The 24,478-nt window shown below is 56.9% G+C and carries 17 protein-coding genes; 5 read left to right on the top strand and 12 right to left on the bottom strand.

Translation table 11 applies throughout. The features are described from left to right. Window positions 1–38 precede the first annotated feature (38 nt). From LA5095_RS06085 to LA5095_RS06135, 11 genes are all read right to left on the bottom strand, one after another. Complete coding sequence (locus tag LA5095_RS06085) at window positions 39–1,364, bottom strand: extracellular solute-binding protein (RefSeq protein WP_055113071.1); 1,326 nt, start codon at window positions 1,362–1,364, stop codon at window positions 39–41. Window position 1,365: 1 nt separating this feature from the next. Further along, complete coding sequence (locus LA5095_RS33180; RefSeq protein WP_055113073.1) at window positions 1,366–2,268, bottom strand: ROK family protein; 903 nt, start codon at window positions 2,266–2,268, stop codon at window positions 1,366–1,368. Next, the gene (locus LA5095_RS33185) at window positions 2,265–2,936 is read right to left on the bottom strand and encodes an N-acetylmannosamine-6-phosphate 2-epimerase (RefSeq protein WP_055113075.1); all 672 of its coding nucleotides are present in this window, start codon (window positions 2,934–2,936) and stop codon (window positions 2,265–2,267) included. Before LA5095_RS33185 ends, LA5095_RS33180 begins: the two co-directional genes overlap by 4 nt. A gap of 70 nt (window positions 2,937–3,006) precedes the next feature. Then, window positions 3,007–3,762 carry a GntR family transcriptional regulator gene (locus tag LA5095_RS06100; protein ID WP_055113077.1) on the bottom strand — a complete coding sequence of 252 codons (756 nt, stop codon included), beginning with the start codon at window positions 3,760–3,762 and terminating at the stop codon, window positions 3,007–3,009. Between the two features lie 307 nt (window positions 3,763–4,069). Next, the gene (locus LA5095_RS06105; RefSeq protein ID WP_055113079.1) at window positions 4,070–6,862 is read right to left on the bottom strand and encodes a bifunctional aconitate hydratase 2/2-methylisocitrate dehydratase; all 2,793 of its coding nucleotides are present in this window, start codon (window positions 6,860–6,862) and stop codon (window positions 4,070–4,072) included. Window positions 6,863–7,159: 297 nt separating this feature from the next. Beyond that, on the bottom strand, window positions 7,160–8,050 hold the full coding sequence (locus LA5095_RS06110) for a carbohydrate kinase family protein (RefSeq protein WP_055113081.1): 891 nt from the start codon (window positions 8,048–8,050) through the stop codon (window positions 7,160–7,162). Continuing rightward, a complete protein-coding gene (locus LA5095_RS06115) occupies window positions 8,050–9,105 on the bottom strand; it encodes an ABC transporter ATP-binding protein (RefSeq protein WP_055113083.1) in 1,056 nt (351 codons plus the stop codon). The genes LA5095_RS06110 and LA5095_RS06115 overlap by 1 nt, the downstream gene beginning before the upstream one ends. A gap of 4 nt (window positions 9,106–9,109) precedes the next feature. Then, the gene (gene argH / locus LA5095_RS06120) at window positions 9,110–10,606 is read right to left on the bottom strand and encodes an argininosuccinate lyase (RefSeq protein ID WP_055113085.1); all 1,497 of its coding nucleotides are present in this window, start codon (window positions 10,604–10,606) and stop codon (window positions 9,110–9,112) included. Beyond that, window positions 10,603–11,454 carry a carbohydrate ABC transporter permease gene (locus LA5095_RS06125; RefSeq protein WP_199485826.1) on the bottom strand — a complete coding sequence of 284 codons (852 nt, stop codon included), beginning with the start codon at window positions 11,452–11,454 and terminating at the stop codon, window positions 10,603–10,605. Before LA5095_RS06125 ends, argH begins: the two co-directional genes overlap by 4 nt. Before the next feature lie 32 nt (window positions 11,455–11,486). Then, window positions 11,487–12,386, bottom strand: coding sequence for a carbohydrate ABC transporter permease (locus tag LA5095_RS06130; RefSeq protein WP_055113088.1), 900 nt, complete (start codon window positions 12,384–12,386; stop codon window positions 11,487–11,489). A gap of 62 nt (window positions 12,387–12,448) precedes the next feature. Further along, complete coding sequence (locus LA5095_RS06135) at window positions 12,449–13,705, bottom strand: sugar ABC transporter substrate-binding protein (RefSeq protein ID WP_055113090.1); 1,257 nt, start codon at window positions 13,703–13,705, stop codon at window positions 12,449–12,451. A 124-nt stretch (window positions 13,706–13,829) separates the two neighbouring features. Between LA5095_RS06135 and LA5095_RS06140 the strand changes: the two genes are divergently transcribed. Together LA5095_RS06140 and LA5095_RS06145 are read left to right on the top strand one after the other, a co-directional pair. Next, window positions 13,830–14,990, top strand: coding sequence for an ROK family transcriptional regulator (locus LA5095_RS06140; protein ID WP_055113093.1), 1,161 nt, complete (start codon window positions 13,830–13,832; stop codon window positions 14,988–14,990). 16 nt (window positions 14,991–15,006) lie between these two features. Then, window positions 15,007–17,349, top strand: a complete 2,343-nt coding sequence (locus LA5095_RS06145) for a PIG-L family deacetylase (RefSeq protein WP_055113095.1) — start codon at window positions 15,007–15,009, stop codon at window positions 17,347–17,349. Window positions 17,350–17,375: 26 nt separating this feature from the next. On the opposite strand, the gene ilvA is transcribed toward LA5095_RS06145, so the two are convergent. Continuing rightward, window positions 17,376–18,632, bottom strand: a complete 1,257-nt coding sequence (gene ilvA, locus LA5095_RS06150; protein WP_055113097.1) for a threonine ammonia-lyase IlvA — start codon at window positions 18,630–18,632, stop codon at window positions 17,376–17,378. A gap of 414 nt (window positions 18,633–19,046) precedes the next feature. Here ilvA and LA5095_RS06155 point away from each other — a divergent pair, with 414 nt between their 5' ends. The 3 genes from LA5095_RS06155 (at window position 19,047) to LA5095_RS06165 (ending at window position 24,401) form a co-directional block, all read left to right on the top strand. Further along, window positions 19,047–19,706 (top strand): lipoyl protein ligase domain-containing protein, encoded by a 660-nt coding sequence (locus LA5095_RS06155; protein ID WP_208992577.1) that lies wholly within the window; start codon window positions 19,047–19,049, stop codon window positions 19,704–19,706. 258 nt (window positions 19,707–19,964) lie between these two features. Beyond that, complete coding sequence (locus tag LA5095_RS06160; protein ID WP_055113099.1) at window positions 19,965–22,880, top strand: NAD(P)-dependent oxidoreductase; 2,916 nt, start codon at window positions 19,965–19,967, stop codon at window positions 22,878–22,880. A gap of 363 nt (window positions 22,881–23,243) precedes the next feature. Next, entirely contained in the window at window positions 23,244–24,401 is a 1,158-nt protein-coding gene (locus LA5095_RS06165) for an alpha-hydroxy acid oxidase (RefSeq protein WP_029061262.1), read from the top strand. Window positions 24,402–24,478: the final 77 nt, after the last annotated feature.

A 24,478-nucleotide genomic window follows, 5' to 3' on the forward strand; every position in this document is an offset into this window, starting at 1 on the left:
TGCAGCCGGCCCTGAAAAAAGGCCGGCTGCACGAAGCTTCAGTTCAGAAGGTCTGCCATACCGTCTTTGGTTGCGGACAGCGCCTCATCCAGCGATTTTCCACCTGACAGATAGTCAGTGAACTCCTTTGCCTGCAACTCGTAAACAGACAGGGCCTTGGCGGAAGTACCGCCGTTCATGACGAAGCCGTAGTTGGACGCATATTCACCAAGCGGTACGAGGTCCGGACGCTCGTTCGCAATGTCGGAAACCACGCCCGAGGTCAGGCCTGTGGCACCGCCTGCCAACGCATACGCTTTCGCGGCGTCTTCAGTTGAGAGCCATTCGATAAATGCCTTGGCACCATCCGGGTTCTTGCCGTTTGCGTTTACTCCAAGACCCAGACCATGAACGTGGGTAAAGCGGCCGTCCGGCCCGGTCGGCGGCGCGATTGTCTTGGTGACATCGGCAGTGACCGGTGTTTTTTCCGTATCGGTCAGATCGGCGGCGGCGGCATTCCATTGAATCATCGCGGCAACCTGGCCAGATCCGAACGCCGAATTTGCCTCCGCATATTCATAGGAAAACGAATCCTTGGGCGTTGCGCCTGCTTCCACAAGGATCTTGTACATCTTCAGTGCTTCCCGGTAGGCGTCCGAGTCGACCGTGATGTTCCCGTCCGCATCCATCCAGTCCGCGCCATAAGAACGTGGCAGTGAATGGAAGACCATGATGTTGAAAAGCAGGTTTTTCAGCTGCAGCACGGTTCCGTAGCGGGTCGGACTATCGGGGTTGACCGCTTTGGAAAAGTAGAGCGCGTTGGCGGCGAAATCCTGCCAGGTCCAATCGTCAGGGCTCTTGGGTTCCAGCCGCACACCGAGATGTTTCTCCGAGATGTCGCCATACTTCGCGGCCGCAGATTCATCTGCAAGCAGTTCCTCAATCAAATCCGTTCTGTAGTAGAGGAAATGCAGGGAAAGATCCGTCGGGACCCCGTACTGCTTGCCATCGAATTGCATGGTCTTCAGCACACTTTCACCGAACACGTCCGCCGCATCTTCCGAAAGGGAAACAGGGGTCATGTAAGGCGCGTAGCGACCAATCGAATATGTCGCGAGGAGATTGGCGTCGAATGCGTCGGTTCCAGCAGCAAGGTCGGCCTGCAACTTGTCGAAAAAACCGTCACGACTGAAGAATATCAGCTTCACTTTGTCATCTTCGGCAACTTCGGCGCGCGCGTTGTATATTTCTGTTGCGGCACGCAAGGCGGTTTCCTCCGGCCCGCCGGGCCATCCAAGTACGGTAACATCGGCCTGCGCGATCGAAGTTGCCAGCAAAAGGGCGGATGCGGCGCCGCCGTAAAACAGTTTCCTGACCGTTCTCATCTTATTCACCTCCATTTTTCAGATGAGTTTGCGCCGCGAATGCGGCGACACCCACAATCCCGGCATGCTCCTGCAATTCGGAAATTAGGATTTCTGGTTTCTGGCCAGGCATTTGTTCGGCAAAGTGCCGCCTGACGCTGTCGACATATCCATCGGCCAATCCGACACCGCCGCCGATGACGATTATCGGCGGATCGATGGCAAACGAGATGTCCCTGCAAAGGCTCGCAACCCGACTTGCGGACATTTCGACAATCCGGCGAGCCCATTCCTCACCCGTGCGTGCCTGTTCGAAGACCGATTTGGCGGTTTGCGGATTTTTGGATGCCTCGCTGCCCGCACGGGCGATCCAGGGCCCGGTCGCGGCATTTTCAAAGGGTTGAGGATTATTGTCGCCGGAAAGCAGATCTGGAGAAAAAAGTCCGAAATGACCGGCCAGTCCGCGATGACCTCGCAGCAATTTTCCACCGGCGACAATGCCCCCGCCCAGTCCGGTCGACACCGTCAGGTAGACAAGGTCCGACCCGGGTACGGAGCCGTAGATGTGTTCGCCCCAGGCTGCTGCCTGGGCGTCGTTGAGAATTTCGTATGGCACGCCGAATTTCGAAATCGCTGCTGCCAGGTCAAATTCACTCACGCGAAGCGTATCGTGATTGACACCTTTCCAGAGTCCGGCGTGAACCTGTCCGGTAACAGTGATCGCAGCTGCCCTGTAAGCGCCTGACCATTCCTGAGCAATCTCCAGAACAGATGCGACCCAGACATCGGGAGTGGACGAGCGTTCCGTCGGAATTTTCCTTGAAGCGATTATGTCTCTGCCCCGAACCAGCGCGACAAGTGTCTTGGTACCGCCGATATCGGCGGCCAGTACGGTCGGCTCCTGCGATTGAGGCGAGACCGTCATCGTTTCACACCTACTTCATCCACTGCATCGCGGAACCATCTCGTCACCACTTCCAGCCGCGTGATCGCCGAGCCGACCACCACGGCGTCGGCTCCGGAGCGGATGGCCCTTGCTGCAAGGTCAGGTGTGTTGTAGCGGCCCTCGGCGATGACAAAGGTGCCAAGCCTGGAAAACTCTCCTACGAGCTCCAGGTCCGGCTCTTCAGGCGTTGTGCGTTCGGTATAGCCGGACATGGTCGTGCCCAGGATATCCGCACCAAGTCTTTGCGCATTGACCCCGTCTTTTAGGTTCGAGCAGTCGGCCATGAACAGGCCACCGTGCTGCTTGGTAATCTCGATTGCAGAACCAATGGTTTCCGGGCGATCGCGATCGGTTGCATCGACCGCAACTATATCCGCTCCAGCAGAGATCAGATCGACGACATTCTGTGCGAAAGGAGTGATTTTAACCGCGCTGGTTTCAAGAGCCACCTTGACAATACCAATGATCGGGCACGTGACAGCTGCTCTGGCGGCCGCGACATTTGCAACGCCCTCTACCCTCACGCCGGCAGCTCCTCCAGCCACCGAGGCTTTCGCCATGGCTGCGATGATCGCAGGTGAATCCATGGGTCCGCCGACGACAGGCTGGCAGGAAACGATCAGATTGTTCTTCAGGTTTTCCAGCACAAATCACCCCCCAAAGCCGGAAGGAAATAATACCAGTTAAGGTCCAGTTGTCAACTGGTCATAACCTGTTCTAACGCTGAAGCTCGTTTGAGAAGTCAAAAGCCTCGGCGTTGTAACAGGTTAGCGTGTATTCAATGGGAATACCGGACGCAGTTTCACAGCAACGCTCGATGACAAGAGCCGGGGCGCCGACCTTTGTTTCCAGCAATTCTGCTTCCTCTTCGTCCATAATCTTGGCGGTTATTTTCTGAAACCCGCGCTGAGGAGACATTCCAAGCGCATCCAGCGTCGCGTAAAGGGACGGACCGATGGCATCTGGGGATTTGACGACCGAATGGGGAATGGCGGCTCGCTCGAGCGCGATGGGACGGTCATTTGCCAGCCTGACCCGGTGCAGGCGAATGACCCGGTCCCCGGGGCCCAGCTTGAGCCTTGTGCGTTCCGCCTCATTGGCCTCAACACTTTCCGCGCTCAAAAGTCTGGCGCCAGGGGTCATGCCGCGGGATCGAATGTCTTCGGAAAACCCAACCAGATTTGAAATCTGTTTCCTTACCTTTTCGGAGACACTGGTCCTTGCGCCGTGGCGACGCACCAGTTGCCCGTCGCTAACCAGTTCATCGATGGCATTGCGAACGGTGATGCGGGAGATATCGAGCAGGTCAGCCAGTTTCCGCTCTCCCGGAAGGGTTGATCCGGGCAGCAGGATATCCTCCTCAATCGCAATTTTTATTGCATTGCAAAGACCTTCGTATTTCGATGTCGAAGCTGAACTCGATGCGAATTGCGATCTGATGAAGTCAATGACTTGATCGTTGTGTGTGTTCATGACCTGGTAATTCCACTTTGGCCGAAGCTAATTAGCACCGATCGTTTTCAGCGGCAATTCGCGGTTGTCATGTACGACCTTTCAGGATCCTTCAACCGGCTATTGCTGCCCGGCCAGTCAGGATTGTCTATTGTGAACACATGGCTGTTGACGTGGCGTGTCTCCATGCCCTTCTTTTTCCCGGTTGAAAGGAGTTCCGCACCTGAGCTCCAGAACGTCGTCGGGCCGTCAGTGTGTCGAACTGCCTGCAATTGTCGCAAGGACAGACAACACACTGACGGCCCGGCTGATCCGGGATTCGTGACCCTTAAAAGTGAGCCGATCGGGTAGCTGCCGGTTTTTGCAGCGGCGGAGCGAACTTGGTCAGATCGATCCCCTCAACGGCAGTCTTGTACTCTTCAACCGTCGGTGTTCTGCCGAGAATGGCCGACAGGACAACGACCGGCGTTGATGCCAGCAGGGATTCGCCCTTCTTGTCGCTTGCATCTTCAACGACACGTCCCTTGAACAGGCGTGTAGAAGTCGCCAGAACGGTGTCGCCTTTTGCTGCCTTTTCCTGATTGCCCATGCACAGGTTGCATCCCGGGCGTTCAAGATAAAGAACGTTCTCATATTCAGTCCGGGCAACGTGTTTGGGTGACGAATCATCGAATTCGAAGCCGGAATATTTCTGCAGAACGGCCCAATCGCCCTCTTCCTTCAGCTCATCGATGATGTTGTAAGTTGGTGCTGCAACGACCAACGGCGCCTTGAATTCGACGCTGCCATGACTGCTTTCCAGATTGCGGAGCATTTGCGCGACGATTTTCACGTCGCCCTTGTGAACCATGCAGGACCCGACGAAGCCCAGGTCGACCTTCTTTTCCGCCCTGTAGTAGGAAATCGGCCTGATCGTGTCGTGTGTGTACCGCTTGGAAACATCCGCGTTGTTGACGTCAGGGTCGGCGATCATCGGTTCATCGATCTGATCCAGGTCGACAACGACTTCGGCGAAATACCTGGCATTGGTGTCAGGAGCCAGCGCCGGTTTGTCCCCGGACCTGATTTCCGCAATCCGCTTGTCGGCGATGTCGATCAACCCTTGCAGCATCTGGTTGTCGTTGTCCATGCCCTTGTCGATCATGATCTGGATGCGGCTCTTGGCGATCTCGAGTGACTCGATAAGCACCTCGGGCTCTGAAATGCAGATGGACGCCTTGGCCTTCATTTCTGCCGTCCAGTCCGTGAAGGTAAACGCCTGATCTGCGAGCAGAGTTCCAATGTGGACTTCGATAATCCGGCCCTGGAAGACGTTGTCGCCGAACTGCTTCAGCATCTGCGCCTGTGTTGCATGGACCACGTCGCGGAAATCCATATGGTCTGCCATGCTGCCCTTGAAGGTCACTTTCACGGACTCAGGAACCGGCATTGTCGCCTCCCCTGTCGCCAGAGCGAGCGCAACGGTTCCCGAGTCGGCTCCGAATGCAACACCTTTGGACATCCGTGTGTGCGAATCGCCGCCGATGATGATGGCCCAGTCGTCGACCGTGATGTCATTCAGAACCTTGTGAATGACATCTGTCATGGAATGGTAGACGCCCTTCGGATCGCGCGCGGTGATCAGACCGAACCTGTGCATGAACGACATGAGTTTGGGAGTGTTGGCCTGCGCCTTCAGATCCCAGACCGATGCGGTGTGACAGCCGGACTGGTAGGCACCGTCAACCGTCGGTGACAGGACCGTGGCCGCCATCGCTTCGAGTTCCTGCGAGGTCATCAGACCGGTCGTGTCCTGCGATCCGACAATATTCACCTTCACCCGGACATCTGACCCGGCGTGCAGAACGGTACCTTCCTTCACTCCGACCGCGTTTTTGTTGAAGATCTTTTCAACCGCGGTGAGGCCCTGCCCTTCATGAGAAATTTCCTTTGAAGGTGCAAAAGCGGACTTCAGTTCGATCCCGAGCGTTTCACAGGCAACACTCTGCAGCTTCTTGCCGAAGACAATCGCATAGGAGCCCCCGGCCTTGATGAACTCGAGTTTCTGCGGCGTAAAGGAGGAAGACACTTCAACGAGCTCTTCGTCACCCGCTTCGTTGTAGAGTTTCTTGTCCTTTGTGTTGATGGTCAGAACGGTTCCCGTTTCGACGGAGTATTTCTGCTCAAGAACGGGATTGCCATCATTGTTCAGGATCGGGTTGCCGTCCTCGTCCAGTTTCTTGACCCAGTTCTTCAGGTCAATCCCAATGCCCCCGGTCACACCTACAGTGGTGAGAAAGATGGGTGAAATCCCGTTGGTTCCGGCAACAATCGGAGCAAAATTCACAAATGGCACATAGGGGCTGGCCTGCTTGCCGGTCCACAAGGCAACATTGTTGACCCCGGACATCCGCGACGAGCCGACACCCATTGTGCCCTTCTCGGCGATCAGCATCACAACCTTGTCGGGATGTTGTTCCTGCAACGCGCGGATTTCGGCCTGCGCTTCGGGCGAGATCAGACACTTGCCATGTAGTTCCCGGTCTGAACGGGAGTGCGCCTGGTTTCCCGGAGACAGCAAATCAGTGGAAATATCGCCTTCTGCGGCGATGTAGGTCACAACCTTTATCTCTTCATCGATATCGGGAAGATTGGTGAAAAATTCGGCTTTTGCGTAACTTTCAAGAATGTCCCTGGCGATTTCGTTCCCGTCCGAATAGGCCGCCTTCAGCCGATCGGTATCCACCTCATACAAAAAGACCTGGGTCTTGAGGACTTCTGCTGCGTCTCTTGCGATTGCGGGATTGTCGCCAAGAGCCAGATCGAGAAGCACCTCGACCGAGGGACCGCCTTTCATGTGAGACAGCAGTTCAAAGGCAAAGCGTGGCGGAATTTCTTCCACGACCGAACTGCCGAGAACGATCTCTTTCAAGAACTTGGCCTTCTCGCCCGCGGCACTCGTTGTTCCAGGTAATGTATTGTAAATAAAGAACTTAAGGGAGTCTTCCCTGTGTTCGTTACCGAGATCCTTGATTTGCGATACGATCTCTTTTACCAGCGCGCCGTCTTCAATAGGCTTGGGATTCAAACCCTCGGTCTTTCGGGTATCGATCTCATTCAGATAGTCGGCATACAAACTCATGATTATCCCGGCGCGTTGATGGTAGTGGGAGCTTGAACACCGGTTCGCTGAATTTTCTGGCGCGCCGGAACAAGCTTGCTTGGGGCACTCATATTTCAGTATACAATGGTATGCAATATTTTTTTGGTGTCGCCATACCGTGCAGGTTCCAATCGGGGTCAACACGCGCGGCCCGCGCTGAACACTCCACCCGGCACACCGGAAAAGAACCCAATCCAATCCAGGGTAACGCCTCGCAAACATGATGTGCCAGGCTACTGTTCCCGACGGAAAAGCATCCGGCATGACTTGCAGGGTCTATGGCACAAACCCGTTTTCTCTTGTCCAGCCGGCACCACCAGACGATTGAACCGCCAGGGCCCCATACCGGTTTCCGTTTTCAAGACAGGAAGCAAGCTTTTCATTTGCCAGCCAGGCTGACAGGAAACCGCCATTGAACGCGTCCCCCGCCCCGGTTGCGTCAACCACTTCGACCTCTTGGGCTGCCACATGAACTCGCCTTTGCCCCTGGTAGGCAGCGGCACCCGCAGCACCCTGCTTTACAACAATGAGCGGACCACTTTCCGGCGTCAGGCCAGACGCCTCCAGCGCCTCGAATTCCTGCTGGTTGGGCAGGAACACATCAACGGTTCGGATCAGCTCGGAAATTTTCCGGCCCTGACGCAGCAAGGCGTCGTCCCAGCTGCAATCAAGCGAAACCGTCCATCCTGCCTGACGTGCAAGATCGAGTATCTCTGGTGTTTCGCAAAGGCTGTTCAACTCCCCGATATGAAGGTGCTTTACAGACCGGCAGACCGGTGCGGACAAATCCGGACAAGGGAATGCGTCGCCCGATTTCTGGCTCAGGAACGACCGGTCGCCCTGCAACGCGATGGCAACCGTGATCTGTGGTGAGGCATCAACGCCGGCCGGCACACACAACGACAGGTCCAGATCCATCGACCTGCCTTCCTGCAAGATCTGATCCTGGAAGGGAGCAGCAGGCAAAACACCGCATAAAGCAGTCCTTCGGCCCAGCGCCGAAAAAGCCGACGCCGTGTTGAAAGCACCGCCACCGGCATGCAACGTCACGTTTTCGGCAAACACCTCCGATCCGAGACTGGGCATCCTGGAAACGCCGGAAAACACCAGATCACAGTAGATCCGTCCGACGCACAGAATTTGAGGCGAGGTGTCCGTGTTCGGCATCAGACCAGCGCGTCCCCGGTTTCAGTGTCGAAGAAATGAAGCGCTTCCGGGGTTGCCCCAAGCTTGACTTCATCGCCAACCTTAACCCCGCTCTTGCCGGGAACCTTGGCGACAATCTCGCCTTGCGGGCCACTGACGTAGATAAGAGTTTCCGATCCGAGCGGCTCCCGCACCACAACCTTTCCGGTCACAATCGGGTTTTGATCGTCAACCGACAGATCGTCCGGACGCACACCCAACAGCAGAGGCCGGCCGGTTTGTGTCTGCCGTCCCGGCTGCATTTTGACGCCACTTGAGAGCGAGATTTCATCGCCGGCTCCGGTGACCTTCAGCATGTTCATGGACGGTGCGCCGATGAACTGCGCGACAAAGGTATTGGCTGGCGCGTGAAACACGTCTTCCGGCGTCCCGACCTGCTGAATATGGCCGTCCTTCATGATCACGATCCGGTCGGCAAGGGTCATTGCCTCGACCTGATCGTGGGTTACGAAGATGATCGTATTCCCGACCTGCTGGTGAAGTTTCTTGATTTCAAGACGCATCTGGGTGCGCAACTGTGCATCGAGATTGGACAGGGGTTCATCAAACAAGAACACCGCGGGATTGCGGACCATGGCCCGGCCGATCGCAACCCTTTGACGCTGCCCTCCGGAAAGTTGTGACGGCTTGCGTTCCAGGAGCTCGGACATATCGAGGATACGGGCAACTTCTTCGATCCTGGCTGCCTTTTCCGCCTTGCTCAATGGCGCGTTCCACAAGCCGAAGGCAATGTTCTTGCGAACGGACATGTGCGGATAAATGGCGTAGTTCTGGAACACCATGGCAATGTCGCGGTCCTTGGGCTCAAGGTCGTTGACCTTGCGGTCTCCGATCCAGATTTCGCCGGACGTGATTTCTTCCAGTCCGGCGATCATCCGGAGACTGGTGGATTTCCCGCATCCCGAGGGACCCACGAAAACGACGAATTCGCCGTCGTCGACATCGAGATCGATCCCGTGCAGAACCTCGACCTTGCCATAGGATTTGGTCAGCTTTTTCAAAGACAGTTTCGCCATTGCCTCAAATCCCCAGCAGGTCACCAAACGCCTGGTGAAGAGTCCGCCCGGCCTCCTCATGGCGTTTCTGCCGCGTCGATTGTTGTTGTTCCAGGTCGGTCAGTTGTTCGCGATAGATCTGCAGCGCGCGGTCAAGTGCCTCCGGTGCCGGCCCTCCCGGTCTGCTGCGACACGAGATAAAGCCTTCGAGCGTGACAGCTTTCTGGAACGCTTCCCCGGTAATGGCAGGCATGCGTCCGGTCTCATTCCGGAACGCGCCCTGAAACGCCTGATATCCCTCCGACAACGCCTGGCCGTCAGACAGAACGGACCTTGAGGTCGCGGCGGCAATCTCGTGTGCCTGCCTGAAACTCAAGTCTTCATCCCTGACAAGCGTGTCGGCCAATTCAGTGACGGTGACGCAGGCGGCATCCGCATTGGCTCGAACCCGTTGCGGGTCGATCTGGCATGAAGAGACAAACTCCGCCAGCAATCGCAGCATCCGTTCTCCCGACGCAAAGGCTTCATAGCCCGACCGTTGCACCTCGCCTTCGCTGTCATTCATGTCGGTGAATGGCGTGTTGTGCATTGTGTTGACGATTGTGTCGCAGCGCCCTGCGCTCAGGGACGCCAGCAACCGCATGTGTTCAATCGGGACCGGATTGCGTTTTTGCGGCATGATCGAACTGATCTGCACAAACTTGTTCGGCACGTAAAGCTGGCCAACCTCGAACGATGACCAGAAGGCAAGATCCTGGATCAGACGACCGAGATGGATGAAGATCAGTTTCAGTGCCGAATAGAGACCGGTGACATAGTCTACCGAGGCAATGCAGCCATAGGAATTCAGGAGCGGTTCGGAAAACCCGAGTAGCGACGAAACACGCTCCCGGTCGATCGGAAATCCTGTTGTGGTAATCGCGGCGGCGCCCATGGGGCAATGATCGAGTTGTTCCGCTGCCAGGTTCAGACGCTCAAGGTCTCTCAGCAGCACTTCAAGGGCCGCGCACAGATAGTGCCCGAACGTGGTTGGCTGGGCGGGCTGGCCGTGCGTATAGGCGACAATGACGGTGTCCCGTTCCTGGCGTGCCTTCCCGATCAGCGCATTTGCCAGGCCGGACACATCTTGCCAGAGCGATGCCAGACGGGATCTGAGCGCGAGCTTGAACAGCGTGTGATCCATGTCGTTGCGCGAACGCGCGGTGTGCAACATGCCGCCAAGATCGCCGAGCTTACCGCGCAACTGGGCTTCGACGAAAAAGAAATAGTCTTCGTGCTCACCGGTATAGGACAGGGCTTTTACGTCGGTCTCCCTGTCGATTTCATCGAGGGCCTGCGCGATCTGCGGCCCCTGGACCGCACTCAATATGCCCGTTTCCGTCAGCATGATCAGATGGGCCTGATTGATCGCCTTCATGTGGCCGGCATAGTGCTCTTTTACGCCTTCGAACAACTCCGACAGGACGGTCTGCCGATAAACCGGGTCGGGAAACTCGGTGGCGTCCTTGATGGGTCCGGTCATCCCTTGAGCCCCGCCATGACAACTCCGCGAATAATGAACCTTTGAAAGATCAGAAAGACCACGAGCGTAGGCAGCGTGGAAATCGCAGCACCTGTCATGATCAGCTCCCAGGCGACGTCCACTTCATCGCCAAATCCGGACAGCCCGACCGGCACGGTGTACATTTCAACCGAATTGGTCACGATCAGCGGCCAGAGGAAGGCAGTCCAGTTTCCAAGGAAAACGAAGATCGCAAGCGCTGCCAGGGCAGGCTTCACCAGCGGCATGGCGATTTTCCACCATATCTGAAACTCGTTCAGACCATCGATCCTTGCAGCTTCCAGGAAATCATCCGGGACGCTTTCAAAAAACTGCTTCATGAGAAACGTACCGAATGCGGTCATCAAACCCGGGAACATGATTCCCCAGTAACTGTCGAGCCAGCCGAACGACTGGCTCATCATGTACCACGGGATCACAAGCATTTCCGTCGGGATCATCAATGTCGACAGAATGGCGATGAACACGATGTACCGGCCCGGAAAGCGGAACTTGCAAAGCGTGTAGCCTACGAGACTGTCGAAAAACAGGTTCGACACCGTCGTGATCACCGCGATGATGATCGAATTGATAAACCAGAGATAAAACCGGCCGTCCTCGAGCACATAGGTGTAGTTCTCGATTGTCGGCTCTTCGGGAATGAGATTGACGTTGTAGATTTCGTGAGGCCATTTCAGCGACGTGGAAATCATGTAGGTGATCGGAGCGATCATGAGCAGGCCGCCCAGGAACAGCAGCAGCCAGCGCAGGATCTGGCCCAGATTTGCCGGCTTGCGCGAGCGGGCCGACAACACGGTTTCGGCCTTCACCGACGGCAGCTCGCTTGTGTCGGAGACAGCGGTCAAGAATTGTCCCCCTTCAGGATCCAAAGCTGCAACAGGCTGACCAGCAGCAGGATCAGAAACAGGACAACGGTCTGCGCGGCCGCGTAACCCATATCGAAGCTGCTGAACGCCGTTTCATAAATCATCAGCACCAGCGGCTTGGTCGCATTCAGCGGCCCTCCCGGATTGTTGGTCGTCATGTTGAAAACATGATCGAAGATGCGCAGAAAACCGATCGAAGAAAAAACCACGATGAAGACGATGGTCGGCTTGAGCAACGGCAATGTGATCCGTGTCAGAACTGTCCACCAGCCGACGCCGTCAATCTTTGCAGCTTCATAGTAGCTCCCCGGAATGGCGCGCAGTCCGGCCATGAAAATAATCACCTGAAAACCAAGCCCCGCCCAGACTGCGGGCGCAAGAACCGCAGGCAATGCATTTGTTGTCGAGTTCAGGAATGCGATCTGGGGTATTCCCGCTGAAGCCAGGAAATTGTTGAAGAGGCCGATTGGAACGGGTTGGTAGAACCACCGCCAGACCCAGGCCATGGCGACAGCCGAGGTCATGAACGGCAGAAAATAGAGCATCCGGAGAAAACCGTGCATGAACCTGGTTTTGTCCAGGTGATATGCAATGACGAAACTGATGACGAGCGAGACAGGTGTTCCAAGGATCAGGTAGGCGAAGGTATTTCTGAACACCTTCCAGAACACGGGATCGTTCCAGAGCTTCTGATAATTTGAAAGCCCCGTCCAAGTACGCTCGCCGAGGAGATTCCAGTCCTGGAACGAAATCACAAACGCGGTTCCGGTCGGATAGAACCGGATCAGGCCGTAAAACAAGGTCGGAATGGCCAGGAACAGCCACGCCCAGACAATCTGCTTTTGCCTGATAGAGAGTCTTTTATAGGCAGACATTTGTACCGCGCCATTCCCGCCGGAGGAGTTGCCGCATGGCGGCAGCTCCCTCGCTTAAGCCGTCACTTCTTGTAGTATTCGTCGAGGACCTTCTGCTCCTCGGCGGCGGCCGCAGCCAGGCTCTCCGCAGGATCCTGTCCTTCGATATCGATACGGGCAACCATGTCCACCATGGCCTGACGCTGAGCCGACTCGTTGGCAAACTTGGTCGTGTTGGCGTATTCAAGCCCCTTGATGAAGGGACCGAATGTCGGATCATTCGCATTCTCTTCAATCAGGCCGACAGACGGTTTGGCAGGCAGTTCTCCGACCACGTCCAGCCACAGCTGCATTGCTTCATCGGACGTCAGGTACTGCAGGAACTTGACGGCTGCGTCATATTTTTCGCCCTCCGCCTTGGTCGTGATACCGTTGACCCAGTAGGAAGAGTAATTGGACTTGGTGCCGTCTGGTCCCGCGGGCAGTTCAGCAACGCCCCATTTCAGACCACGCACCTTGTTGAGCGATCCGATCCGGAATGAGCCGTCGATATGCATTCCGGCGCGCCCGCCCTTGAATGCGGCTTGCGGCTCGTCCATGAAGCCAGACTGTGTGACCTTGTGGTCCTTTTCCAGGCCCACATAAAAATTCAAGGCATCAAGACCTGCGTCTCCGGTGTAGTTCACGGTCTTGTAGTCGTCCGAATAAGGGTCGCCTCCGAACTGGCGCACCAGAACTTCACGCCACCAGTGATGGTCCTGGGCGGTCATGCCGGTGGTGATACCGACCTGGGTGAGGTTCCCTGCGCCGTCGACCTTGGCAAGCTTCTTCGCCGTTTCCACTAGTTCGTCGAGGGTGGCGGGCGGGTTTTCAATGCCGGCTTCTTCGAACAGACGCGTGTTATAGAACAGGGCAAGCGAGCGAACCGCGGTGGGCAGCGCGTAGTAAGATCCATCGCGCTTCATCGCCTGGACCATCGGGAAGAATTCCGCGTCAATCACCGCCGGGTCGAAAGCGTCTTTCGGCAACGGCTGAATCAGGCCGGCCTCGATGTAGTCATTCAGCCAGCCGTAGAAAAGCTGGACCACATCCGGACCTTCTCCCGCAGGGATCGCGGCTGCAACCTTCGTGCGATAATCCGCATAGGGGAAATGCGTCATCTTCACGGTAATGTCGGGATTGGCTTCCTCGAATTTTTCGATCAGCTGCTCCATGGCGTCGACCCGAGCGTCGAAGAAATACTGCCAGTATTCGATCTCGACAGCCATTGCGGAACTGCCGAAGAGGGTCGCCAGAGCGGTTAACCCACTCAACGCCATACGCTTCATGTATCTGGACATTGCTGATGCTCCCGTCTGGTATCGTGCACATTTGTTTCTGGAAGAACGGTCTTTGCCGCCTGTTTCAAAATTGATTAAGTCAAATAAATTGAATTGTCAATTATCTTGAGTTAATAGAACAATTATGAAGATCGACACTCAGATTCGAGGTTCAAATCCACTGCGCAGCCGGAACCGCAATCGGCAGGCGGTGCTGGGGAGCCTACAGGCCGCAGGCACGATGGGCCGGGCGGAAATCGGACGTTCGTTGGGACTGACCACCCAGGCGGCATCCAATATCATCGCGGAGTTGCTTGCTGACGGTCTGATTGAAGAAAAGGGCGCCCGTGTCTCTGGACGCGGACTTCCTGCAGTGCAATACGGGTTGAATCCAAAAGGGGCTTACGCATTTGGCGTTGAAATTCGGCCAGATGCGATATTCACGGCGCTGCTTGATCTTTCCGGCACCCGAATCGCAACGGAACGTACCAACCTGAGGGACAATACTCCGGAAGCGGTCTCCACCCACGTGCTTCGGCTGCGTGATGCCATGCTTGCTTCTTCATCCGTTTCGATGAACGCGATTCTGGGAACGGGCATTGTCATGCCGGGACCGTTCGGCGATACCGGTTTGAGTGGACGCAGCTCCGACCTGCAGGGTTGGGAGAATGTCGATGCGTTGCCCTTGTTCAAGGAAACCCTGGGCGGTGTGGTCGAGCTGTCCAACGACGCAAATGCCGCAGCACTCTCGGAAAATCTGACGGGCCTCGCACAGGGCATAAGTTGTTATGCCTATATCTATTTCGGTCGTGGACTCGGTCTTGGAATTGTTCAGGATGGACGGCTCGTTTCAGGAGCTTTCGGCAATGCGGGCGAAGTCGGCCATATTCCCGTTCACGGACCTGGCGGGCCCGTCCCGCTGGAAAGCCTTTTGAGCCGCGATTCCATTCAGGCCTTCATCGGTTGCGATGAACCTCTGGACCTTGATCAGCTTTCCGAGCTTTTCAGCGCAAGGGATCCGCGCCTGATCGACTGGTTGGACCGGGCAGCCAAGGCCCTGGGACATGCGGTTCTGACCCTGGAAAATCTCCTCGACCCGCAAACCATTATCCTGGGTGGCGCGATGCCTCCCGAGCTTATCGATCATCTGATTTCGAAATGCCCGCTTCCGGCGGGTTCTGTTGCCAATCGCAATGACAATTTGTTGCCTCGGCTTCAACGCGGCGCTTGCGGCCGGCTCACCGCGACACTCGGAGCAGCTTCGTTGGTGCTTCACAGCGCCTTCACTCCGATAACCGTTTCATGAACCTCAGGACCAATCCATGCCATTGACCGATCTGCAGCGGATTGCCCGGCAAAAGGACACTCCATTCCTCACCCGGCTCTGGCGCGCGCTGGTCCCGTTGAAGTCCGTGGTTTCATTCATGAACACGGGTGCGCATCCGGATGACGAAACTTCGGAAATGCTGGCGTCTCTCGGTCTCGACCGCGGACTCGATCTCTCCTATGCCTGTTCGACGCGCGGGGAAGGCGGCCAGAACGTCATGGGCCGCGAGGCGGGAGCCCTGCTTGGAATTCTGCGCACCGCGGAGATGGAACAGGGCGCGGAAGCCCTCGGGCTCCGTCTCTATTGGTTGTCGGAAACCCCTGACGATCCGATTTTCGACTTCGGTTTTTCCAAGTCTGGCGTCGAGACGTTGCGGAACTGGGGGCACGAACGAACCTTGAAACGGTTCGTCGACATCCTGCGCGCCGAGAGACCTGACATCATCTGCCCGACGTTTCTCGACGTGCCCGGACAACACGGGCACCATCGCGCCATGACGCAGGCTGCCGAAGAGGCCATGGCGCTGGCAGCGGACGTTGGCTACAAACACAGCGATCTGCCGCCATGGCAAGTCGCCAAGATGTATCTTCCCGCCTGGTCAGGCGCAGGCCAGTCCTATGACGACGACCTGCCGCCGCCACCGGCGACCATCGAACTGTCCGGCCGGGGACGCGACCCTGCCACGGGCGCATCGTTCTTTCAGTTGGGCGAACAGAGCCGTGCGTTCCACAAAAGCCAGGGCATGGGACGGTGGGTCCCGCATGGCAGCGAGCATGATTGGCCGCTACATCTGAAGATCTGCAATGTCCCGGACGGTGCAGTTTCTTTGGAGGCAGGCCTTGCATCCACCCTTTCGGATTTGGACGGCGGCCCGGCGCTTGCCAACGCGCAATCCGAAATGGATGCGGCTCTTGCGGCCTTTCCGGATGCAACTGCAATCCTCAAGCACGCGAGTACCGCTCTTGCAGAACTGCGCCTCGGCGCAGCAACACTTGCTCCCGGACAAAGGCACAAGGTCGCGCGCAAGCAAGGCCAGCTCGCAAAACTGATCCGAATTGCTGCCCAGGTCGAGTGCCATGCGTGGCTCGGCAAGGACGTTCTCGGTCCAAACGATCAGGCAACGGTGCATACACAAATCGATCGGGGAAATGCGGAGAAACTTGATGTGTCGATAAACCTTCCCGAACATTGGGAAGGCGATCTGGCATCGATCCGAACCCTGGGAGCTCCCGTGAGCGATCCGTATCCGGCGCAACATCTCCCGGACGAACCTGTAGCACCATGCCTGAAAGTCGGAATTGTGACGCACGGGGTCTCCAGTGAAACCCTGGTTCCATTTGACATTGCGCCTTCTATCTTGCCGGAAAAAAGCGCGACCCTGTCCCCTGCCTCGACTGTGGTGAACGTGGCTGCGCAGCGGAATGAACTTCAAATCGGGTTGAGTGACTTGAGACCGGTCGGCACGAATGTCTCTCTTGATGTTCCGGACCGGTGGTCGGTTGTCAGGACGGATCAGGGTTTCGAGATTGCCGCTCCGGAATTCGTCGAGGCGGGACTCTTCAAGGCCAAATTGTTTCTGGACGCGAGACCGGGCCAAAGCGTTCAGCCCGTCACACGTGACGATCTTCCGTCCCGCGCCCTTTGCCTGCCGTCGGAAGTCTCCGTCAGGGTTGTCAACGCAGGTACGACGGCAGCCCGTATCGGCTATATAGGCGGCGGCAACGACAGGGTGGATGACTGGCTGAGGCGCTTGGGCCTGAATGTCGCCGGGATTACCGCCAGTGACCTTGAAAGCGAAACCGCGCTCGCACGTTTCGATACGATCGTCATCGGAATCTTTGCGATGAAGACACGAAGGGACCTGTTCGCGGCTTTGCCTCTGCTGCATCGCTGGATATTGGGCGGCGGCACGCTGGTGACCCTCTACCATCGGCCCTGGGACAACTGGCTTCCAGATACGACACCGCCGGCCCGTCTGGAAATCGGTCAGCCTTCGCTGCGCTGGCGGGTGACCGACCAGAACGCCGAAGTGAAAGTCCTGGAGCCCGACCACCCTCTTTTGAATACACCCAATGTCATTGAAAAGGATGACTGGGCTGGCTGGCACAAGGAACGAGGGCTCTATTTTGCGAAAAGCTGGGATGCCGCCTACGTCCCCTTGCTGGAAATGGCCGATCCAGGAGAAGCGCCTCACAGGGGCTCGCTTCTGGCGGCAGAAATCGGCAAAGGCCGGCATGTTCACTGTTCGCTCATCCTCCATCACCAGATGGAGAAACTTGTGCCCGGCGCTTTCCGGCTTATGGTGAACCTTGTCACCCCCCGAAGCCTGAAAACCTGACGATTGATCAACGTGGTACTGGACAATCAGATCACGAAGTTCGCGATCGCCTCGTTGAAGGTTATGTCCTCCCAGCGAACGTCGGAACGGTCGAAACTCTCGTGCAATGCCTGAAAGTTCTCCGGCCGTTTCGTTTCGATGCCCAAAAGCACGGATCCGAAATTGCGGGCTGACTTTTTCAGATATTCAAAACGCGCGATATCGTCTTCCGGACCAAGCAAAGACAGGAAGTCCTTCAGGGCACCCGGCCGCTGAGGCAGCTGAATCACATAATATTTCTTCAGGCCGGTAAATTTCAGCGCCCGTTCCTTCACTTCCGGAAGCCGCTCAAAGTCGAAATTGCCACCCGAAATGACACAGACGATTTTCTTGCCCCTGACCCGGTCCTCCGGCAGCCTGTTCAAGGCATCGACGGCCAGCGCTCCGGCCGGTTCCAGAACGACCCCTTCGATATTGAGCATGTCGATCATGGTCGCGCAGACGCCGTCCGTCGGCGCCAGCACCACCTGTTCCGGGGAGAGCCGGGACAGCTGTTTGAAATTCTCCCGGCCGATCTGGGCGACGGCCGCCCCGTCGACGAAGTTATCAACCCTTTCCAGACGGACACGTTCACCGGCCAGCAGACTTTCGTGAAGGCTGGGCGCCATGTCAGGTTCGACGAGAGTGAATTCGGCATTCATACCGGTCTCTTCAAAGTATTTCGTAACACCAGCCGCGAGTCCACCGCCGCCCACCGGCATTATCAGGCGGTCCCAGGTGTATCCGTCCGGGCTTTGTTCAAGAATTTCCTTTGCCACGGTCGCCTGACCGCGAATGATTGTCGGATGATCAAACGGCGGCACCATCAACCCGTTGTGAGACGCGCAATAGTCGATGGCTGCATTGTTCGCAGCGTCGAAGCCGTCTCCGAGCAGCTGGATCTCGACCAGCGGAGCACCGAAGGATCTTGTCTTCAGAATTTTCTGCTGCGGTGTCGTCAAGGGCATGAAGACCACCCCCCGTTTGCCGAAGTGACGACATGCAAAAGCAAACCCCTGCGCGTGATTGCCAGCAGACGAGCATACAAACAGGGACCGGTCCGGTTCGCTCTCCAGGGCTTCGCGGATGAAGGCATAGGCGCCGCGAACCTTGTAGCTGCGCACGGGAGTCAGGTCTTCCCGCTTGAGCCAGATGTCTGCCTGATGAAGATCGGAAAGGTACTGGCTTCGCTGAAACGGAGTTGGTTTCAAAACGTCAGACAGCAGTTTGTGTATCCGGTTCGTATCGTCTGCAAATTGACCCACGTCTTGTTCTTTCCCTGATTTTCAGCACCCTGACACGTGACACCAAACTGTACGCGAACGGACAAGGAGACAGACCGAAATCCCGCTGTCCGGCTCTAAGGACATCGTGATCCGTCCGATCTATCGGATTCCGCAGCCAAGTGAAGGGTCAGGTCGACCAATTCCTGTGATTTTTCCGCCAGACTTCGGGTTTTGGATCGAAAAACGCAACAGCCTGTTCCGCAAACGACCCGGCAGGCAAGCCGGCAGCCTCCCTCCCCCAATCCCCTGGTGTCCAAAGTCGAAAACCGAAATCCTCCTGCTCATTGCCAGTGTCGGACTTTGAGAAGCCGTACCGGACCCGATTGTCTTTTAGGCAAGGTTACAGTAGAGCGTTTTGCTGATCGATGTGTCCGACCAGAATGAGGGTGACGCTTGGTAGACTTCCTGGATGCCGCAGACGCTTTGGCGCGAGAACTGGAGCTCCTGGAGGACGTCAGCCTCAACCCCGAACATCGGCACCTGTGGTTCTGGGAATGCCCCAGATGCCTGGTCGCGCCGAAGAACCTGACCACCAATCCACTCTTTGAACAGGCATCACACAAGCTTGAAACGGAAGGCTGGCCGGTGAATGTGCGCAGTACAGGAGGCGACGTGACCCCGCAGGGCGCAGGCATACTGAATGTGTCCCACGTCTACGCCACCCGGTCCGGCACACCGGTCGATCTGAAACAGGAATACGATCGTCTCTGCACACCAATCGAAGAAGCTCTTGGAACCGGTGCCAGCCGGGGGTGGAAGCCGGGCGCCTTTTGTGACGGTGAGTACAATGTACAGCTCAACGGCCTGAAATTTGCCGGAACCGCCATGCGGATCCGCCGAAGCAAGGCCGACAGAAGCCGAAACGCCATTCTTGCACATGCGATCATGCTCGTCGACCCGGTCTCGGTTGAAGCGATCGACGCCATCAACATGTTCCTGAATGCCTTGAGTGAGCCGCGCCAGATAGACATAGCTGCTCACACAAGCCTTCCGGACGCGTACACCAAAGATACCTTTGTCGGAAATCTGATCACCGCGTTTTTGGGATGCTAACGATCTCAATGCAGTCAAATTGATACTAGAAATCTTTGCTGGCCGATCCGTGAGAAGACGCTTTTTGCTGGAATTGTATCGCAATTTCGACATTTGCTTTCTTGCGAACCGATTACTTTGCAACCCGGTTTCTAGGTTTCGAACCTGAGAAGAAGGACGCCAATACGTCTTCTTCCACCGGTTCGCGAACCCATTTCCTCTAGCAAGCTGGGAGTCAACGTGTCCGATTTAGCTGCGCAACGCGAACACTGCATTGAAATGACCCGCAAAGGGCAACCTGCACGCACCAAGAACCCCTTTTTCGGCGTCGGCCCGATCACCGACATGGTGCTGGACGACGCGGAAGGTCGCAAAAATACCCTCGCGTTCAATCGTTGGCTTGAAAGCACGTATCGGAAACTGGATGACAAGGGCAACGACATCGGACCGTTCACTACCTCCGAAATCGGCAGATCCATGCACCGTGGCTATCCGGCGGATGCCATCCTTCTCGATATGATGCACCACATCCACCGCTATTTCGGTTTCCCGAAGTCCAATCAGGTTGCTGTCGGTCTGGGTGGTGGGCACAGCGGCTTCACGGTCGCCATCATGCACATGATGAACCCGAATCTTGAGGGGCAGAAGCTCTTTGTCGATACCCCGAAGCCTGAATCGGACGACGCCAGGGCCGGCGGTTTTTTCCGCCAGAGCTGGGGCACGCAGATCCTGGAGCTGCAGCAGTTTGCAAATAACGGCCACATGGACAACGTTGTCTTCGCCGGTCGTGAAGGAACGATCCCAAGCGCTGATCAACTGGAAGCCCTGAACATTTCTCTCTTCGTTGGTGTTGGTCACGAGACCACCGGTGCAACCACCTACACGGAGGAAGAAGTTGTTTCGCTGCTCGCCTGGTTGGACCGCGACCCGGACAACCGCCACGCAATGATTGATGCAACATCGATGCTGGGTGCCATGCCCTGGTCGCAGGAGGTTGTGGATGCCTTCATGTCGAAGTGCTGCCTTTTCACGCCGTTCCAGAAGGCGATCGGCGGGATTTCGGGTTATTTCCTGGCCTCTTTCACTCCCACTGCCATGCAGCTAATCGAGGACAACCAGAAAAATCCGGCCTGGGCCATTGCACGCCAGTTGAAACTAGTCGTGCCGAAAGACGCGAAAAAGCCTCTGACCGGTGACAAGACCGTCGGACTAGGTCCTTTCTACGATCCGGACGCCAACAAGATGACCGGTGGTGTGATCAACACGTTTTCCTCCCTTGCATTCGCCGAGACCACATACGGTTTGCTGCGCGTTGAAAACATGTTTGGACCGGTTTCCGTCATGAACCGGCGCTCGGCTGCAAACCGCCAGTGCATCAATGACTGGCTCGCCGGTCAGAGCCTGCTGGAGCCAGGTGTCGACAATGCTGAAAAGCGCGGCGCCGCAGTCACGTTGCTCAGGATCAATGACCCTGGTATCACCGATCCCGACATTCACAACCGCATCATTTTGCGGTCCAAGCAGCTACTCGGATACGAAGGCCTGACACATCCAAACGGCTGGCACGAGCCCGGGCTGGACGCCGCGCGTTACGTGAATGCCTTTCCCGGAACCCCTGGCGATTACCGGGCCTGGATCGGAGGTATTCGCGATACAGATGACATCGTCGCCCTGCTCGAAAACATCACCTATGCCTATTACCGCGCCAAGGTCGTTGTTCTGGAAGAAGTCCTGGCCGAGACCGGCACGACATTCGAAGTCGAGGCGACAGGAGAAACCACCACACGCAAGGACGATCCGAACCGCGCCTATCGCATTCTGATCGCGGACCTGGTCGGCTTGAAGCCCGGTGCCGACGGACAACCCGACCCGTCCGAGGTCAGTGCCCACATTGAAGCCCGCGGTGCCACGTTCACTCCGGGAGGTTGGGACGGGTCGAACCTTCCGGCTGGTCAGCATTTTTTCTATTTGCCGGACCTCAGCACGCACGAGGAACTGACCGCAGCATGCTGCGGCAATCAGTATGATGCGGTGATCGCAGCGGCGACATTCTTCCCTGAAAATGCAACGTTCCCGGAAGGCGGCGTACGCATCGGTGCCGGCACCGGCAACATGACCTGCGCCTGCTGGGGCGGCGGCAACGGCACCGGCGGATCGGCTCCGCTGATGAATACACCGAGTTTCAACAGCCGGGCGACCGCGCAGATGGTGATGAAATCCCTGCTCAAGGTGATGCCGGACCTCGACGTCGCCGAAATGCATGACCGCGTTGTCAAGGGTGACTTCGACACCGGCAAGCACCTGCGCGACTATCCCACCGAAAAGCTGGAAGGCAAACGGATGGGTGTGATCGGCTATGGCAATATCGGCCGCGAAGTTGCAAAGCTGGCCCAGGCCTTCGGTATGACGGTCACCATCCATGCGCGCGCGCATCACCGGGACTGGATCGAATCGGAAGGATTTGTTTATGCCGCAACTGCCGAAGAGGCTGCGGCAGGAGCGGACGTGCTGTCGCCGCACACCGGTCTTGGCGCCAAGGGAGCAGACGGAACCTTTGCCAATGCCGGTCTTGTCGGCACTTCTGTTCTGAGCCGCTTGAACGACGGAGCGGTTCTCGTCAACTACGATCGCGGCGAAGTGGTCGATACCGATGCGCTCGCAGTGGCCCTGGCAAGCGGCAAGGTCCGCCATGCCGCCATCGACGCCGACCTTTTCGTGGCCGACGACGGCAGCCTGTTTGGTCCGATGGTGCCGTACCGGCCACTGATTGAGTCCTATCCTGACCGGTTGGAACTGCTGCCCCACGCTGCAGCCGATACCGAACATACATCCCGGGTCGAAGGTGCCAGGCAGGCTGTCGACCAGATCCTGAGTGCAATCCGCTATCGCAAGGTGATCAACGTCAAGGGCGAGGTCCCGGACGGATACGTCGGTTCCGGGGTACAGACGGTTCCGGGTGTTGGTGCAGTGTCCGCAGGAAACATTGCCAGGGCTGCGGAAGACACCGAAGCGCTTTCAAAACTGCGCGAGACATCAGAAACGCTGTCGGCAATCTGGGGCGCAATTGAAGCCACGCATGATCCCGTCCGCCGAACGGAACTGATCGCGCGCCATGGCAAAGCCCTGACGCTCGCCGCCAATGTTTTGCAGCGCGAATGCGATACATACGGACTGTTCGGTCGCTACGAAGACTGACTGGAACAGGCAGCTCAGGTCGCATCGACTTTCGTTACATCGGAAAGCGAGGCGCGCATCTGGGATCGATACATTACATCGGACAAGGCACCCGGAGGTGGTTCATCGCCCCCGGGTTTTTTGCCGTCTGAGAAAAGAACCTTTGCGTTTTCGCCGGATTTTCGGCGCGCCGACTCCACCGATTTCATCATAAGTCATTGAAAAAACACAAAAACATACGTCCCTCCCAATAGCATCCATTTCGACGTATCGTCCGTTTCCGGAAGGCAGCCAGAATGCCGCCTTGTGCTCCTTGTGTTAAATTGGTAAGAAAAATATACCAATCGCGATTTTCGCGACTGTCTGGCCATTGGGAGTGCTGGTGTGAAACTGAGTGACTGCAACAATTTCCAGGATTTCAGGAAACTCGCGAAAAAGCGTCTTCCAGGTCCGATCTTCCACTACATCGACGGCGCAGCCGACGACGAAGTGACCTACCGCCGCAACACCGAAGCCTATGCATCCTGCGACCTGGTTCCCAATGTTCTTGCCGGCGTCGAAAACGTCGACATGAGTGTCGAGGTCATGGGTCAGAAACTCGACATGCCCGTCTATTGCGCACCGACCGCCCTGCAAAGGCTGTTTCACCATGACGGTGAACGCGCGGTCGCGCGTGCGGCAACGAAATACGGGACGATGTTCGGTGTGTCTTCGCTTGCCACCGTTACGGTCGAAGAGATTTCAACGATTGCCAACACGCCGAAGATGTTCCAGTTCTACTTCCACAAGGACCGTGGCTTGAACGATGCCTTGCTGGAACGTGCAAGGGAGGCAAATTTCGAGGTCCTGGCGCTTACCGTTGACACCATCACCGGCGGCAACAGGGAGCGTGACCTGAGGACCGGCTTTACCTCGCCGCCGAAACTCACTCTGGAATCCCTGTTGAGTTTTGCCGCGCATCCCATGTGGGCGTGGAACTTTTACACCAAGCCCAAGTTCGACATGCCGCATCTGTCCGGTTACGTCAGCGAGGGAACCAATGTCGCCGTTTCCGTCGGCAACTATTTTTCCACGATGCTCGACCAGTCCATGAACTGGAAAGACGCCGAAGAGCTCTGCGCCAAATGGAACGGGCAGTTTGCTCTTAAGGGCATCATGAGCGTTGAAGATGCCAAGCGGGCGGTTGATATCGGCTGCACAGGGATCATGGTGTCGAACCATGGCGGCAGGCAGCTGGACGGTTCGCGCAGTCCGTTTGACCAGCTTGCCGAAATCGTCGATGCGGTCGGCGACAAGATAGATGTGATCTGCGAAGGCGGTATTCAGCGCGGCACGCATGTTCTCAAGGCCCTGTCGGTCGGTGCAAAGGCATGCTCCGGCGGCCGTCTCTACCTCTATGCGCTTGCCGCCGCAGGCCAGGCCGGCGTCGAACGCGCCCTGGGCAATCTGCGAACGGAAATCGAACGCGACATGAAGCTGATGGGAATCACCAGTCTGGACCAGTTGAGCCGGGACAATCTGCGGTTCCGAAACGACATCTGACGACGTCCGCTTTGGCGACCAATTCCCGATACGGGCAGCGCGTTCATTTGTGAACTGCTGCCCGGCACAAGCGCTGC

The organism is Roseibium album (assembly GCF_001404515.1).
GTDB lineage: Bacteria > Pseudomonadota > Alphaproteobacteria > Rhizobiales > Stappiaceae > Roseibium > Roseibium album.

Excerpts from the sequence above, each read along its gene's own strand:
- LA5095_RS06085 (WP_055113071.1), bottom strand. The coding sequence starts at position 1,364 with ATGAGAACGGTCAGGAAACTGTTTTACGGCGGCGCCGCATCCGCCCTT.
- LA5095_RS33180 (WP_055113073.1), bottom strand. The coding sequence starts at position 2,268 with ATGACGGTCTCGCCTCAATCGCAGGAGCCGACCGTACTGGCCGCCGAT.
- LA5095_RS06100 (WP_055113077.1), bottom strand. The coding sequence starts at position 3,762 with ATGAACACACACAACGATCAAGTCATTGACTTCATCAGATCGCAATTC.
- LA5095_RS06105 (WP_055113079.1), bottom strand. The coding sequence starts at position 6,862 with ATGAGTTTGTATGCCGACTATCTGAATGAGATCGATACCCGAAAGACC.
- LA5095_RS06110 (WP_055113081.1), bottom strand. The coding sequence starts at position 8,050 with ATGCCGAACACGGACACCTCGCCTCAAATTCTGTGCGTCGGACGGATC.
- LA5095_RS06115 (WP_055113083.1), bottom strand. The coding sequence starts at position 9,105 with ATGGCGAAACTGTCTTTGAAAAAGCTGACCAAATCCTATGGCAAGGTC.
- argH (WP_055113085.1), bottom strand. The coding sequence starts at position 10,606 with ATGACCGGACCCATCAAGGACGCCACCGAGTTTCCCGACCCGGTTTAT.
- LA5095_RS06130 (WP_055113088.1), bottom strand. The coding sequence starts at position 12,386 with ATGTCTGCCTATAAAAGACTCTCTATCAGGCAAAAGCAGATTGTCTGG.
- LA5095_RS06135 (WP_055113090.1), bottom strand. The coding sequence starts at position 13,705 with ATGTCCAGATACATGAAGCGTATGGCGTTGAGTGGGTTAACCGCTCTG.
- LA5095_RS06140 (WP_055113093.1), top strand. The coding sequence starts at position 13,830 with ATGAAGATCGACACTCAGATTCGAGGTTCAAATCCACTGCGCAGCCGG.
- LA5095_RS06145 (WP_055113095.1), top strand. The coding sequence starts at position 15,007 with ATGCCATTGACCGATCTGCAGCGGATTGCCCGGCAAAAGGACACTCCA.
- LA5095_RS06160 (WP_055113099.1), top strand. The coding sequence starts at position 19,965 with ATGACCCGCAAAGGGCAACCTGCACGCACCAAGAACCCCTTTTTCGGC.